Source organism: Micromonospora sp. NPDC007230 (assembly GCF_042869115.1).
GTDB lineage: Bacteria > Actinomycetota > Actinomycetes > Mycobacteriales > Micromonosporaceae > Micromonospora.
Genome location: NZ_JBIAFE010000005.1, coordinates 277,801 through 290,950, shown reverse-complemented (window position 1 = coordinate 290,950; position 13,150 = coordinate 277,801). Strand labels below are relative to the sequence as shown.

Annotated in this window: 14 protein-coding genes; 9 read left to right on the top strand and 5 right to left on the bottom strand. The window is 72.2% G+C overall.

Annotated elements, in window-relative coordinates:
• Window positions 1-83 precede the first annotated feature (83 nt).
• From ACFYML_RS10180 to ACFYML_RS10170, 3 genes are all read left to right on the top strand, one after another.
• Entirely contained in the window at window positions 84-1,106 is a 1,023-nt protein-coding gene (locus tag ACFYML_RS10180) for a zinc-dependent alcohol dehydrogenase family protein (protein WP_387420276.1), read from the top strand.
• An 87-nt stretch (window positions 1,107-1,193) separates the two neighbouring features.
• Window positions 1,194-1,604: a cupin domain-containing protein gene (locus ACFYML_RS10175; RefSeq protein WP_387420275.1), complete on the top strand. Its 411-nt coding sequence runs from the start codon at window positions 1,194-1,196 to the stop codon at window positions 1,602-1,604.
• Between the two features lie 69 nt (window positions 1,605-1,673).
• Window positions 1,674-1,997 carry a carboxymuconolactone decarboxylase family protein gene (locus tag ACFYML_RS10170; protein WP_387420273.1) on the top strand — a complete coding sequence of 108 codons (324 nt, stop codon included), beginning with the start codon at window positions 1,674-1,676 and terminating at the stop codon, window positions 1,995-1,997.
• 23 nt (window positions 1,998-2,020) lie between these two features.
• On the opposite strand, the gene ACFYML_RS10165 is transcribed toward ACFYML_RS10170, so the two are convergent.
• Genes ACFYML_RS10165 through ACFYML_RS10155 form a run of 3 tightly spaced genes read right to left on the bottom strand, consistent with a single transcriptional unit; the run spans window position 2,021 to window position 5,206 of the window.
• Window positions 2,021-3,757, bottom strand: coding sequence for a multicopper oxidase family protein (locus tag ACFYML_RS10165; RefSeq protein ID WP_387420272.1), 1,737 nt, complete (start codon window positions 3,755-3,757; stop codon window positions 2,021-2,023).
• Window positions 3,754-4,206: a DUF6220 domain-containing protein gene (locus ACFYML_RS10160; protein WP_387420271.1), complete on the bottom strand. Its 453-nt coding sequence runs from the start codon at window positions 4,204-4,206 to the stop codon at window positions 3,754-3,756. The genes ACFYML_RS10165 and ACFYML_RS10160 overlap by 4 nt, the downstream gene beginning before the upstream one ends.
• Window positions 4,207-4,216: 10 nt before the next feature.
• On the bottom strand, window positions 4,217-5,206 hold the full coding sequence (locus ACFYML_RS10155) for a carboxymuconolactone decarboxylase family protein (protein ID WP_387420270.1): 990 nt from the start codon (window positions 5,204-5,206) through the stop codon (window positions 4,217-4,219).
• Window positions 5,207-5,349: 143 nt separating this feature from the next.
• Here ACFYML_RS10155 and ACFYML_RS10150 point away from each other — a divergent pair, with 143 nt between their 5' ends.
• From ACFYML_RS10150 to ACFYML_RS10135, 4 genes are all read left to right on the top strand, one after another.
• A complete protein-coding gene (locus tag ACFYML_RS10150; protein WP_387420269.1) occupies window positions 5,350-6,480 on the top strand; it encodes a sensor histidine kinase in 1,131 nt (376 codons plus the stop codon).
• Window positions 6,481-6,556: 76 nt separating this feature from the next.
• Window positions 6,557-7,219 (top strand): response regulator, encoded by a 663-nt coding sequence (locus tag ACFYML_RS10145; RefSeq protein WP_387420268.1) that lies wholly within the window; start codon window positions 6,557-6,559, stop codon window positions 7,217-7,219.
• A gap of 88 nt (window positions 7,220-7,307) precedes the next feature.
• Window positions 7,308-8,360, top strand: coding sequence for an FAD-dependent oxidoreductase (locus tag ACFYML_RS10140; protein WP_387420267.1), 1,053 nt, complete (start codon window positions 7,308-7,310; stop codon window positions 8,358-8,360).
• Between the two features lie 112 nt (window positions 8,361-8,472).
• Complete coding sequence (locus ACFYML_RS10135) at window positions 8,473-9,372, top strand: alpha/beta hydrolase (RefSeq protein WP_387420266.1); 900 nt, start codon at window positions 8,473-8,475, stop codon at window positions 9,370-9,372.
• A 107-nt stretch (window positions 9,373-9,479) separates the two neighbouring features.
• Here ACFYML_RS10135 and ACFYML_RS10130 read toward each other — a convergent pair whose 3' ends face one another.
• The gene (locus ACFYML_RS10130) at window positions 9,480-10,253 is read right to left on the bottom strand and encodes a DUF2306 domain-containing protein (RefSeq protein ID WP_387420265.1); all 774 of its coding nucleotides are present in this window, start codon (window positions 10,251-10,253) and stop codon (window positions 9,480-9,482) included.
• Between the two features lie 267 nt (window positions 10,254-10,520).
• Window positions 10,521-11,708, bottom strand: coding sequence for an elongation factor Tu (tuf, locus tag ACFYML_RS10125; protein ID WP_387420315.1), 1,188 nt, complete (start codon window positions 11,706-11,708; stop codon window positions 10,521-10,523).
• Between the two features lie 249 nt (window positions 11,709-11,957).
• Here tuf and ACFYML_RS10120 point away from each other — a divergent pair, with 249 nt between their 5' ends.
• Together ACFYML_RS10120 and ACFYML_RS10115 are read left to right on the top strand one after the other, a co-directional pair.
• Window positions 11,958-12,080 (top strand): hypothetical protein, encoded by a 123-nt coding sequence (locus ACFYML_RS10120; RefSeq protein ID WP_387420263.1) that lies wholly within the window; start codon window positions 11,958-11,960, stop codon window positions 12,078-12,080.
• 75 nt (window positions 12,081-12,155) lie between these two features.
• On the top strand, window positions 12,156-12,659 hold the full coding sequence (locus ACFYML_RS10115; protein WP_387420262.1) for a hypothetical protein: 504 nt from the start codon (window positions 12,156-12,158) through the stop codon (window positions 12,657-12,659).
• The last annotated feature ends 491 nt before the right edge of the window (window positions 12,660-13,150 follow it).

Here is a 13,150-nt window from a genome sequence, read left to right as displayed (position 1 = left end):
CCCGGCATCATCGCGGCCTGCCCGGGTAGGACGCGGAAGCTGACAGGTCGGGTCGCGGCCGGTCCTTTGGGAGGAAGAAACCTATGCGTGGTGTCGTCATGCACGCCCCCGGCGACGTCCGGGTGGAAACACGGGAGGATCCCCGGATCCTGCTCCCGACCGACGCGATCATTCGGCTGTCCGCGACCTGTGTCTGCGGTTCGGACCTGTGGCCGTATCGGGGCGTTGAAGTGTCGAAGGGGCCGGCGCCGATGGGCCACGAGTACGTCGGCGTCGTCCAGGAGGTCGGCAGCGAGGTCAAGAACATCAAGCCGGGCCAGTTCGTGGTCGGCTCCTTCTTCGCCTCCGACAACACCTGCCCGATCTGCCAGGCCGGCTACCAGAGTTCATGCATCCACCGAGAGCCGGTGGGCGGACTCGGCGCCCAGGCCGAGTACCTGCGTGTCCCGCTGGCGGACGGCACCCTGGTCGCCACGCCCGACACTCCCTCGGCCGACCTGATTCCGGGCCTTCTCGCCGCCTCCGACGTGCTCGGCACGGGCTGGTTCGGCGCCGTCGCCGCAGAGGTGGGCCCGGGCAAGACTGTCGCAGTTGTCGGCGACGGGGCTGTCGGTCTGCTCGCCGTGCTGGCGGCCAAGCACTTCGGCGCGGAACGCATCATCGCGATGAGCCGGCACGAGCCTCGCCAGCGGCTCGCCGCACACTACGGCGCGACCCATGTGGTCACCGAGCGCGGCGATGAGGGCGTCGCGCGGATCAAGGAACTGACCGACGGGCTCGGGGCGCACTCGGTCATCGAGGCGGTCGGCACGCAGGAGTCGATGATGCAGGCCATCCGTTCCACCCGTGCCGGCGGTCACGTCGGGTATGTCGGCGTGGCCCACGACGTCCAGCTGCCCGGCGACGAGCTGTTCTTCTCCCACGTGCACCTGCACGGCGGCCCCGCCCCGGTGCGCCGGTTCCTGCCCGAGCTGATCACCCTGATCTGGAACCGGGAGATCGACCCCGGCAAGGTCTTCGACCTAACTCTCCCTCTCGAGCAGGCCGCCGAGGGGTACCAGGCCATGGACGAGCGTCGTGCCATCAAGGTCCTCCTCAACCCGTGACGACCTGCGCCGCCCCGGAGCGGGTGGCCACCGTGGCAGCGACAAGCCGCTGCAGCCAGCGCAGGGCCCACCGCACAGGAGGAGATCTTGGAGATCCTGACCAGACAGCCGTCGGCCAAGGGACCGGCCGACTGGTTCACCGGGGACGTCTGGTTCGACCAGATCGTTCCCATGACCGGCCCGTCCATCGGCCGCTGCAACGCCGTGCACTTCGCCCCCGGCGCCCGCACCGCCTGGCACCGGCACGCCAACGGGCAGTTGCTGCACGTCACCGAGGGCATCGGGCTGACCCAGTCACGCGGCGGCGAGGTCGTCGTCATTCGCCCGGGCGACACCGTCTGGTGTCCGCCTGGTGAGTGGCACTGGCACGGCGCCACCCCTGACCACTTCATGACCCACCTGGCCATCTGGGACGGCCTCACCCCCGGGCAGGACGGGCCGGAAACGCAATGGGGCGAGCACGTGACAGACGACGAGTACCGCCGGCAGCCCGCGTGACCACGAGCCGGCGGCCGCGCCGTCCCGCGGCCGTCGGCCCACCCACCGACCAACAGGAGGAGTACGGACATGCCCGGGACCACTCAGCAGAGCCCCGCTCGGAAGATGCTCGGAGACTTCGCGCCCAAGCTCGTCTCTCTCACCGACGACGTGCTCTTCGCCGACGTCTGGGAACGCGCCGACCTCGCGCCCCGCGACCGCAGCCTGATCACCATCGCGGCCCTGGTCGCGGGTGGCAACGGCGAACAGTTGCCGTTCCACCTCAACCTCGGCAAGCAGAACGGCCTCACGCAGGCCGAGATCGTCGAGGCCATCACCCACCTGGCGTTCTACACCGGGTGGCCGCAGGCCATGTCCGCCATCATGGTGGCCAGGCAGACCTTCGAGGGCTGACCGGAGTGCCCGCCGGCTCACCGTCACCCGATCAGGTGCAGCGTCATTCCGGCGTCGGCGTGCGCCAGGTTGTGGCAGTGGTTGGCCCACATTCCGGGGTTGTCGGCTGGGAACGCCACCTCCCAGACGTCGCCGGGGCGTACGTCGAACGAGTCCAGCCACAGGGGACTCCCGGCCGCCGGCTCTCCGTTGCGGGACAGCACCAGGACGTGATGGCCGTGCAGATGCCACGGGTGCACCACCAGTGACCGGTTCACGATCGTGAACTTGACGATGTCGCCGGGGCGTACGACCTGGGGCGGGATGTCCGGACCGGCCGCACCGTTGACGGTGTGGGCGTACCGCGGAAGCAGTCCGTGCAGGTCGAGGCCGCGATCGAGGACCAGGGTGAACTCCTTGTCGAACCGGGACCACGGCACCGGAGAATCAGCGCCGTAGGTGAGCGGATCCAGCACCGGCCAGGCGCCGGTCGCCGCGGACACCGGCCCGGTCGAGTAGACCGACCGTCCGTCGACGAACAGCGCCACCGGCGTGGCGGGCGCGGTGAACGCCAGGTCGTAGCGGCCTCCGGCCGGGATCAGCACGGCGGTGTCCACGAGCGGGGTCGGGCCCTGCAGGTCGGATCCGTCGATCGCGGCGACCCGGAACGGGGCTCCGGCCAGGGCGTAGCGGTGCGTCGTGCTGTCGGTGTTGATCAGCCGCAGCCGTACGGGCGTCCCCGCCTCGACCGGTTCCGTTCGCGGTGCGGGCAGCGGAAGGCCGGAAAGGGTGTGCACCGGCACGGTGACGTCGACGCCGGTCGCCGGCGCCGGGCGCACCACCAGGACCCCGTAGAGCCCCATCCGCACGCCGACGTCGGACACCGAGTGCGTGTGGTACCAGTACGTCCCGGCCTGGTCGGCGCGGAACCGGTAGACGAACTCCTGTCCGGGCAGCACCGCCGCCTGCGTCACGCCGGGCACCCCGTCCTGACTGTTCGGCACGTCGTAGCCGTGCCAGTGCAGCGTGACGCCCCGCGCGATGTCCCGGTTGTGGAGCGTCACCTCCAGGACATCGCCGACGGTGGCGGTCAACTCCGGCCCGGGGACCTGCCCGTTGAACGTCCACGCCGCGACGTCACGGCCGCTCGCGCGCACCGTGGCGGTCCCGGCCGTCAGGGTGAACCGCCGGGTCGGTTCGCCCACGGTCCGCGCATCTCCAGATCCGTGATCATGTGGTACGGCGGGAGCAGCTCCCGGTGCGGCGGCCAGCCCGGTTCCGGTCACCAGCGCCGCGACCGCCACCGCGACGGCCGCCCTGGACACCGTCTGCGACGGGCGCGCGCCGAGGACGCGCCACGTGACCGCGGTCGCCGCGACGACCCCGGCGACCGCGAGCAGGCCCGCGCCTGCCGACGCGGGATAGCCGTGCAGGACCGTCACGAGCAGGGCGCCGCTGTCGGCGTACCCGGCGAAGAGGAGCGGGACCGCGACGGACCGGATGTCGCCCGGGGCTCGCAGCAGCCGCGGCCCGGCGACGACCACCGCCGCGAGCGACAGTGGGGCGGCGATGAGGACCTTCTCCGCCGCGAACCACCAGCCGGCGCGGGCGAGCGCGGTGATCGTGATCGCGCGGGCGACCGTGGCGAGCAGCGCGACGGCGGCCAGCGCCAGTGCGAGCCGGCGGCGCCGGGCGGCCGACGCGGCGCCGCCGCCCAGCCACCCGGCGGCCGCGAGAACCGCGATCACCAGGTCGGCCGCGAGCAGTGAGCCGACGGTCATGCCGGCTCCCCTTCCCGGACGGTCAGGCGGGCGGCGGGGGCCGGCACCGGGCTGGCCAGCTTGCGCGCTGCCCGGAGGACGTTGACCACGACGTGCACCGCGACGATCCCGTTGACCGCGTGCAGCCCGGCGATGGCCAGGCCGAACGGCGTGCTGGCGCCCGCGGCGTCGGTGAAGGCGTTCGCGAGCATGGCGAGGAGCGCCTGCAGGACGACGAGGCCGAGCGGCAGGACGGCCAGTCCGACGAACCGGCCCGGCGCCTTCGCCAGCACGGCGAACAGGATGGTGAGCAGGGTGAGGACGGGGATGACCGCCATCCCGGTGACGCTGTGCAGCGCATACGCGCCGTCGCCCGCGGGTTTGGTGAACGCGCCGACGGCGGCGAAGACGAACTGCAGGGCGAACGCGACGAGCAACAGAATGCTGACGACGACCAAGGCCTTGCGCATGGGTGACCTCCTAGAGCTGAACCGGGGACAGTGCCCGGGCGACGTGGTCGGTGGCCGTGATCGCGCCGTAGGCGACCAGCCGCACGAGGTCGGCGTCGTCCGGATGGGACAGCCGCCAGAGGGCGACATCGCCCGAGCGGATCGCGCTGGGCGCGAACGCCGCCAGCAGGGCGATCCGCGCCGCGACGCGGTCCGCGCCGGGCACGTCCCGGACCAGATCGGCGGCCCACTCCGCGGGCCGGGCCGGGTGCCGGCCGTCCTCCCAGCTCACGGTGGCGGTGACGGTCCGGCGCGCCACGTCGCCCAGCAGGTCTCCGCCCCGCATGGCGGCGTTGCGCAACGACGCGTACGCGACGCCGACCGGGCTGTCCCCGGCCCACGCCGGTGGCGATGTCGGGCCGGCGCCGAGGAGCGGCAGGCTACGGCCGGGCTCTTTCGGCTCCCGGGCCGTCCTGGCGTAGAGCCGGCCCCCGGCTGACCGCACGACGCGGGAGCGCTGCAGGCCACCGGGCAGCAGGTCCGGGTCGAGCAGCGCCGACACGATCCGGTTGATGAAGTGGAAGGCGAGCAGGGTGCCGGTGACCTCAGGGCGGTACGGGCTGGTCCACTCACCGGCTCTGGGGCTGCGGCTGGCCTCGGCCCAGCCGACCAGCGCGGCCTGCCGCGGCTCCGGTGGCGTCCCGCCCCGGGCGATGACCTCGGCCAGCTCGTGCTCGCCCAGCGCGTGCAACAGCATCACGTGGGCGTCGACGCAGAATCGGCAGCGGTTGGCCCGGGACACCGCCGACGCGACGAGTTCGCGGTCGACCCGGGACGCGGCTCCGGCGAGCAGGGCCTCGCGCATCAGCGCCCAGGTCGCGGCCAGCACTTCCGGCACCGCCGAGAGCGCCTGGAAGGTCGGCGCCGGCCCGAGGAACTCGTCCCGCAGCTGCCGGTAGACGTCCGCGGTGAGACCGGTCGCAGCGCCAGCTGGAGCGGGCGTGAAGAAGCGGTATGTCATGCACTCGATGCTTGCGGCGGCGGGCCGGGAAAGCGTCGTGCCGCCGCAGGCACTTGTCCGGGCGCCGATACCGCGCCCGCAGTACGCCGCATCTACCGCGGGCGCGGGATGCTCCCTGATGGCGACCGTTCTACAGTGCGATCATGCGCCGCGATCTGCCGTACGCCCTCAGCGGCCTCGCCCTCGGCATCCTCCTGCTCGGCAACGCCGCGCTCGCGCCGGACGCCGCACCGGTGCGGGCGATCGACGTCGCCCTGGTCCTGGTCATGGCGGCGGCCCTGGCGGCGTGCCGGCGGTACCCGGTGGTGGCGTTGAGCGTGGTGACCGCCGCCATGCTGGCCCTCCACGTCCGGGTGCACCCCGGGGTGTCCGCGGCGTTCCCCGTCCTCGGCGCGGTCTACGTCGCCGCCTGGCGGGGGCACCGATCGGCCACCGCCCTGGCCAGCCTCGTCTTCCTCGGCGGCTTCCTGGCCCGCGACGTCTCGGTCGCGCCCGCCGGCCGCCCCGGCCAGCTGATCGCCGAGCGGACCGCCCTGCTGCTGGGCTGGTTCGTGGCGGCCAACGTCGCCGGGCTCGTCTCGCGGCAGCGCCGGGCGTACCTGGAGCAGGTCGAGCAGCGGGCGGTCGAGGCCGAACGCACCCGCGAGGAGATGGCGCTGCGCCGCGCCGGGGAGGAGCGCCTGCGTATCGCCCGGGACCTGCACGACTCGCTGACCCACAGCATTTCCGTGATCAAGGTGCAGGCCGGGATCGCCGTACACCTGGCCCGCAAGCACGGCGCGGAACCGTCGGCCGCGCTGCTGGCGATCCAGGAGGCCAGCGGCGCCGCGATGCGGGAACTGCGGGCGACGCTGGACGTCCTGCGTTCACCCTCCGACGGGGACGGGGTCGGGCTGGCCCGGGTGGGCGAGCTCGCCGAGCGGACCCGGGCGGCCGGCGTCCCGGTGCAGGTGTCCGTCACCGGTCAGCCCCGGGACCTGCCCGCCGAGGTCGACCAGGCCGGCTATCGCGTCGTCCAGGAGGCCCTGACCAACGTCGCCCGTCACGCCGGCCCCGCCACCGCGCAGATCCACGTCGAGTACGCACCGGCACAGCTGACCGTCTGCGTGACCGACGACGGCCAGGCGTCGCCGGCCCGGCCGGTGACACCCGGTGTGGGCCTGCGCGGCATGCGGGAACGGGTTACCGGACTGGGCGGCACGCTGCACACCGCCGCCCGCGACGGCGGCGGGTTCGGGGTGCAGGCCACGTTCCCGCTGGACGGTCCAGCATGACCGAGCGCTTGCGCGAGGTCGAAGCAGCTCAGTCCGCCACGGATCGTGGCGGCTCCGACCGCCGGGGGGAGCCGGCATGATCCGGGTGCTGCTCGCCGACGACCAGGCGCTGATGCGGGCCGGATTTCGGGCGTTGCTCGACGCCGAGGACGACCTGGCGGTGGTCGGCGAGGCCGCCGACGGCGCTTCGGCCGTCGAGCTGTCGCGACGCCTGCGGCCGGACGTCGTGCTGATGGACGTGCAGATGCCGGGACTCGACGGCATCGAAGCCACCCGGCGCATCGCCGTCGATCCCGACCTCGCCGCGGTCCGCGTCCTCATCCTCACCAACTACGGGCTCGACTCCCACGTCTTCGCCGCACTCCGCGCGGGCGCCAGCGGATTCCTCCTCAAGGACGCCGACCCCGCCGACCTGCTGCAGGCCGTCGCCGTCGTGGCGCGCGGCGACGCGCTGCTCGCCCCGGCGATCACGCGTACGCTCATCAGCGAGTTCGTCGCCGGCCCACCGCCGGCCGACCCGGCGGCCGGACGCGACGTGCTGACCGCCCGCGAACAGGAGATCGTCGAGCTCGTCGCCCGGGGGCTGACCAACGACGAGATTGCCGAGCGCATGGTGATCAGCCCGTTGACCGCCAAGACACACGTCAACCGGGCGATGACGAAGCTGCACTGCCGCGACCGTGCCCAACTGGTCGTGTGGGCGTACGAGTCGGGTCTGATCACGCCGCGTCGCCGGTGACGCCCCATCGTCGTGCCCGGCGATCGCGGCGGTGTGACATCCATCGCCCACGGGAAGGGCCGGGTGAGCCTGGGGCGTTGTCCGGCACATGCCGGAGACGGATGTGGTGGTTGTCGGGGCCGGACAGGCGGGGCTGTCCAGCGCGTACCATCTGCGCTCCGCCGGTCTTGACTTCGCCGTCGTGGACGGCAACCCGGCACCGGGCGGGGCCTGGCAGCACCGGTGGCCGACGCTGCGCATGGCGACCGTGCACGGGATCTTCGATCTGCCCGGCATGCGCTTCACGCCTCCGCCGCCGGACGAACCAGCCGCCGACGCGGTGCCGGCCTACTTCGCCGCCTTTGAGCGGGAGTTCGGCATCGACGTGCAGCGGCCAGTCGCCGTCACGGCGGTCCGGAACGCCGGCGACGGACGACTCCTCGTCGAATCGGACAACGGCACCTGGACCACCCGGGCACTGATCAACGCCACCGGAACCTGGACCCGGCCGTTCGTGCCGTACTACCCGGGACAGGAAACGTTCCGCAGGCGGCAGCTGCACACCGCCCACTACCGGGGGCCGGCGGAATTCGCCGGGAAGCGGGTGGTGGTCGTCGGGGGCGGAGCGTCGGCCGTGCAGCTCCTGGTCGAGATCGCCGACGTCGCGGCGACGACGACCTGGGTCACCCGCCGGCCGCCGGTGTTCCGGGACGGGCCGTTCACGCCGGACTACGGGCGCGAGGTGGTCGCCAAGGTGGAGGCACGGGTACGGGCCGGCCTGCCCCCGGGAAGCATCGCCAGCGCGACCGAGCTGTCGTGGACACCGCAGCTGCGCGAAGCCCGGGAACGCGGTCTCCTCCGCCGTCGGCCGATGTTCGACCGGATCGTCCCCGACGGCGTCCAGTGGCGCGACGGCGCGGCGCAGGACGTGGACGTCATCCTCTGGTGCACCGGCTTCCGGCCGGCGCTCGACCACCTGGCCCCGCTGCGGCTGCGGGGGCCCCGCGGCGGCATCGTCGTGGACGGCACCCGGGTGGTCGCCGACCCCCGGATCCACCTGGTCGGCTACGGGCCGTCCGCGAGCACGGTCGGGGCGAACCGCGCCGGGCGGGCAGCGGTCCGCGAGCTGCGCGCGCTGCTGGCGGCGCCCGCCCCGGCCTGACCGCACGGCGACGGCGGACCCATCAAGGACCGCTGTGCTGGCAGGGCTCAGAGCCGCTCGGTCACCGCCGCGCCGCCACGTTGACATCCGTCAAGCAGACGATAATGAGCGGGTGGATCCCAGCCGGCTGCACCCGCAGGCGCGGGCGGCGATGCAAGTCCAGCAGCGTGTCCCGCTCACCCGGTCGACCCTGCCGGCGGCACGGCTCAGCATGGTCCGGGCGACCCCGGCCGAGGTGGGCGACGCACCGTCGATCCGGTCCGTGGTGACCGTCGACGCCGGCGGCGTGCCCGCCCGTCTCTACCGCGACGGCGATCGCGACGCGGCGCCGGTGGTCCTCTATGCGCACGGCGGGGGCTGGGTGATGGGCAGCGTGGACACCCACGACGGGTTGTGTCGGCACGTGGCGGCGGCGTCCGGCTGGGCCGTGCTCTCCGTGGACTATCGGCTCGCCCCCGAATATCCGTACCCGGCCGCAGTGGACGACATGGCGCGCGCGCTCACCTGGCTGCGCGGGCCTGGGGCGGCTCGGCACGGCCTCGACCCGGGCCGGATAGCGGTGGCCGGTGACTCCGTGGGAGGGCACCTCGCGGCGGTGACCGCCCGGCGCGCCCGGGACGCGGGGATCGGTCTTGCGGGACAGATCCTCATCTGCCCGGTCATCGACCCCGCCGCCGACTATCCGGCCCTCGACGAGTATGGCCTGGACCGGGAGGAGATGCGGTTCTTCTGGGACGCGTTCGCCCCACCCGGGGTGGACCGTACCCAGCCGGATCTGAACCCACTGCGGGCCGACCTCACCGGCCTGCCCCCCGCCCTGGTCATCACCGCCGAACTCGACCTGTTGTCCGCCGAGGGTGAGCGGTACGCGGCCCGACTGCTGGCGGCCGGCGTTCCCGTCACCGCAACCCGATACCAGGGGCTCATCCACAACTTCCCGCGGAAACTGGCCCTGTTCGACGCCGCCCATGTCGCCCTGGCCCAGTTGGCCGCCGTGCTGACCCGTTGGTGAACGGTTGGGACCGCCGCTGCGGGCCAGCACCTTGCGGGCAAGGTCAACACCTCGCGCTGTCGATCCGGCCCGTTTCCAACACTTGCGTGCGTGCGGTGGCGTGTTCGTCAGGCCGCGTCCTGGCGGTGGCCGGCGGCTCGGCCGGTGCGGCGGGCCCGGCGGCGGGCGTCGCCGCGTTCCAGCCACCACTCGGCGACGAGCAGGTTGACCACCCAGCTCATCCAGACGCTGGCGCCGGCCGCGGCCCGGATCATCGCCTCCTGGTCGCCGCCGTAGGTCGTGTCGACGTGGGGCAGCAGTAGGACGATGAAGAGCACCACCCACGCCCGGTTGACCACGATCGACGTGGTCAGCGCGAAGCTGCGGATCATCCACCGACGGTGCTCGACGAACCGGCGTTGCCGCGCCATCCGATAGCCGGCGACCGAGGTGGCGAGCCAGAGCACCGCCAGCATGGTGTTGCCGACCTGTGAGACGAAGCCGGTGCTGCTGAAGGGTGCGACGCCCAGGATCGCGATCCCCGCCGGGAAGACCCCACCGAAGAAGTACGCCCGGCCCATCCAGCGGTGCGCGGCCGGGTAGCGGCGGCGGAACCATGGCCAGACCTGGAAGCAGCCGGCGAGCAGCGCCACGGAGCCGAACACGATGTGTGCGACCAGCAGCGGGTAGTACTGCGGGTAGTCCTCCGGGACCGGCAGCCGGGACCGGCTCGGGTCCAGCGTCAGGTACGGCGGCAGCGCGTACGCGACGAACGCGACCGCGACCAGCAGCAGCGGCACCGCCCAGCGCAGTTGCCGCCGCGTGCGGCTGCGACCGGCCGGGTGCCCGGCCGGTGCGGCGGTTACGGGCGGGGTTGACGAGGTGTCGACGGTCGTTGGCATGTTCGCTTCGCCTGCCTTCTCGCATCGGCCGGTCTTGGCCCAGGGCGTCCGGCGCCCACCCACCGAGCCCGGTCGGCCGGGACCTACGACCCGTAACCGCCGGCCGTGCCGCTCGTGATGTGGCGAACCGGATGCAACAGACTCTGCGCCGTCCCGGCCGCCGGGTCAGCGGTGCTGGCTCCCGCATCGCTGGTGGTGCTGGCACCACCCCGGGGGCAGGCCGTACGCGGAAGGGCCCCTTGTTGGCAAGGAGCCCTTCCACGTACCTCAGTCGAGCAACTCGGTCACGGTGCCGGCGGCGACCGTACGGCCGCCCTCCCGGACGGCGAAGCCGAGCCCGACATCCATCGCGACCGGCTTGCCCAGCTCCACCGACAGGTCAACGGTGTCGCCCGGCAGGACCATCGTCACGTCGCCGAGGTCCACCGATCCGACCACGTCGGTGGTGCGGAAGTAGAACTGCGGCCGGTAGTTGGCGAGGAACGGCGTGTGGCGCCCGCCCTCGGCCGTGGTCAGCGCGTAGAGCCTGGCCCGGAACCGCTGGTGCGGCGTGACGCTGCCCGGCAGCGCCACCACCTGACCTCGCTGCACCTGGTCGCGCTTGACCCCGCGCAGCAGTACGGCGGCGTTGTCCCCGGCCTCGGCGGTCGCCAACGACTTCCCGAAGGTCTCCAGCCCCGTCGCCACCGTCGACAGTGTCGGGCCGAGCCCGACCACCTCCACCGGGCCGCCGACCCGCAGGACGCCCCGCTCGACCGCGCCGGTCACCACCGTCCCCCGACCGGAGATCGTCAGGACGTTCTCGATCGGCATCAGGAACGGCTCGCCGAGCTCGCGGGGCGGCACCGGGACGTACCGGTCGACAGCGTCGAGCAGCTCCACGACGGACGACACCCAGCGCGGGTCGCCCTCGAGAGCCCGTAGCGCCGACACCCGCACGACGGGCACCTCGTCGCCGGGGAACCCGTACTCGGACACAAGCTCCCGGACCTCGAGCTCGACCAGGTCGAGCAGTTCCGGGTCCTCGACCGCGTCGGCCTTGTTCATCGCCACCACCAGGTAGGGCACACCGACCCGCCGAGCGAGCAGCACGTGCTCGCGGGTCTGCGGCATCGCCCCGTCGAGCGCGGACACGACCAGGATCGCGCCGTCAACCTGCGCCGCCCCCGTGATCATGTTCTTCACGAAGTCGGCATGGCCGGGCATGTCCACGTGGGCGTAGTGCCGGGTCGCGGTCTCGTACTCGACGTGCGCGATGTTGATGGTGATGCCGCGCGCCACCTCCTCCGGCGCCCGGTCGATGCCGTCGAAGGACACGAACCGGTTGACGGCGGGGTCGCGGTCGGCGAGAACCTTGGTGATGGCGGCCGTCAGGGTCGTCTTGCCGTGGTCGATGTGACCCATCGTGCCGATGTTGAGGTGCGGCTTCGCGCGCACGAACTGGCTCTTGGCCATGGTGAACTCCACACTGGAGACGAACTGGCGGAAGACGAACGCGGGCGGGTGCCACTCCGCGGAACCGCGCCAGAACCGCACGTCACGGCGCGCCTCGAAGGGCAGCGCCGGAGCACCGGGCCACCCTCCTCCGTGGTTCTGCCGCAGCGGGAGGAGGGTCAGCCTCGGGTATCAGCCAGCCATGCGCACACGCCGGCGGCGCCCGGCAGGTGGAAACCTGCGGGCCGCACAGAGCCGACGGTGCCGAACATGGCGATCACGCTAGTCTCGAACGTCCGGTGGAGCGACCGATATTCCCTGCCGGTCGGGCTGGGACTGCTCGACGCGTGCGACGAGCAGCCCTACCTCGAACCGGGTCACCCCGCTGCCTGACGGGGTGGATCAGTTTCCGACGCGACGCCAAGGGTCGTAGGCGTTCTGGCGTGCCGCAGCGAGAAGGGGCGGGCCATGGGCCAGCGCAATCGGGTCTGGATCGCTATCGCCTGCGTCTCGGCCGGCTTGTTGGTGGTAGGGGCGGTGGGCTGCCTTGGGGTGCTGGTACTGCTGCTGCCGGATGGCCCGAAGCACGCTCGCGAGTATCTGAGCCAGGTGCAGGTCGACCCCGCGTACCGGCAAATCGGCGAGGGCGGCCAGGGCAACTGCAACTGCAACCTGGAGTACACCTATGTCGGCCCGAGCCAGGTGGAGGCGGCTCGCGTCTTCTCAGGTCCTGCTCTCACCCTGCAGCCTAGCGAAGGATCCATCGCGGCCTGGGATCGGCTCCTCACGGGTGAGGGAGCCAGCGAGGCGAGCGGACATTGCCGGCTGGCGGTGTATCGGTACCCGCGTGATCGTGAACCGTTTGACGAATGGAATCTCAAGAAGCTGTCGACCGACGACCGTGCTCTCGTGGCGTCCGGCGATCTAGTGGTCCTCCGTCTGTACGTGTCCTGCGAGCGCGACTACGGTTGACACCAGGGCTTGCCAATACGACCTGCTGAAGCCACTCTCTGTCGGCAGCATTCAACGCGTCGTCGCCGGGCAGCGTGCGCAGCGGGGACGCATGTTCAGGCGGCACTGTTCGCGTTCCGGCTGATCGCTGTTGTTGCCGAGCAGCAGCACCGCGCGCTCGTTTGTCCGTGTCGACTGGCTGCGACAGTTCTGCGGTGACGACCACGAGGTCGAGCAGGTCGGAGTGCGCCGGGACATCCGGGTCGGCCGCCAGGCAAAGCAGGAAACGGCAAAGCTGCCGGCATCCCGGCGCGAACGCGAGCAGGGAACTACCAGCGCTCGGCGTTTCCGGACTTACGGAAACTAATTCCCCGCGCCGCCCGCATCGCCGCCAGCGCCCCCGTCCGGCGGAGGGTGCAGCGGGTAGTCGCCGGGCCCGTCGTCGGGTCGCGAGTCTCTTGGCTTCAAAAAATTGATCGCCATGAGCGCCAGGAGGATCAGCGGGACCGCGA

Excerpts from the sequence above, each read along its gene's own strand:
- ACFYML_RS10120 (WP_387420263.1), top strand. The coding sequence starts at position 11,958 with ATGGCGATCACGCTAGTCTCGAACGTCCGGTGGAGCGACCGATATTCC.
- ACFYML_RS10150 (WP_387420269.1), top strand. The coding sequence starts at position 5,350 with ATGCGCCGCGATCTGCCGTACGCCCTCAGCGGCCTCGCCCTCGGCATC.
- tuf (WP_387420315.1), bottom strand. The coding sequence starts at position 11,708 with ATGGCCAAGAGCCAGTTCGTGCGCGCGAAGCCGCACCTCAACATCGGC.
- ACFYML_RS10145 (WP_387420268.1), top strand. The coding sequence starts at position 6,557 with ATGATCCGGGTGCTGCTCGCCGACGACCAGGCGCTGATGCGGGCCGGA.
- ACFYML_RS10130 (WP_387420265.1), bottom strand. The coding sequence starts at position 10,253 with ATGCCAACGACCGTCGACACCTCGTCAACCCCGCCCGTAACCGCCGCA.
- ACFYML_RS10170 (WP_387420273.1), top strand. The coding sequence starts at position 1,674 with ATGCCCGGGACCACTCAGCAGAGCCCCGCTCGGAAGATGCTCGGAGAC.
- ACFYML_RS10140 (WP_387420267.1), top strand. The coding sequence starts at position 7,308 with ATGCCGGAGACGGATGTGGTGGTTGTCGGGGCCGGACAGGCGGGGCTG.
- ACFYML_RS10155 (WP_387420270.1), bottom strand. The coding sequence starts at position 5,206 with ATGACATACCGCTTCTTCACGCCCGCTCCAGCTGGCGCTGCGACCGGT.
- ACFYML_RS10160 (WP_387420271.1), bottom strand. The coding sequence starts at position 4,206 with ATGCGCAAGGCCTTGGTCGTCGTCAGCATTCTGTTGCTCGTCGCGTTC.
- ACFYML_RS10115 (WP_387420262.1), top strand. The coding sequence starts at position 12,156 with ATGGGCCAGCGCAATCGGGTCTGGATCGCTATCGCCTGCGTCTCGGCC.
- ACFYML_RS10165 (WP_387420272.1), bottom strand. The coding sequence starts at position 3,757 with ATGACCGTCGGCTCACTGCTCGCGGCCGACCTGGTGATCGCGGTTCTC.
- ACFYML_RS10180 (WP_387420276.1), top strand. The coding sequence starts at position 84 with ATGCGTGGTGTCGTCATGCACGCCCCCGGCGACGTCCGGGTGGAAACA.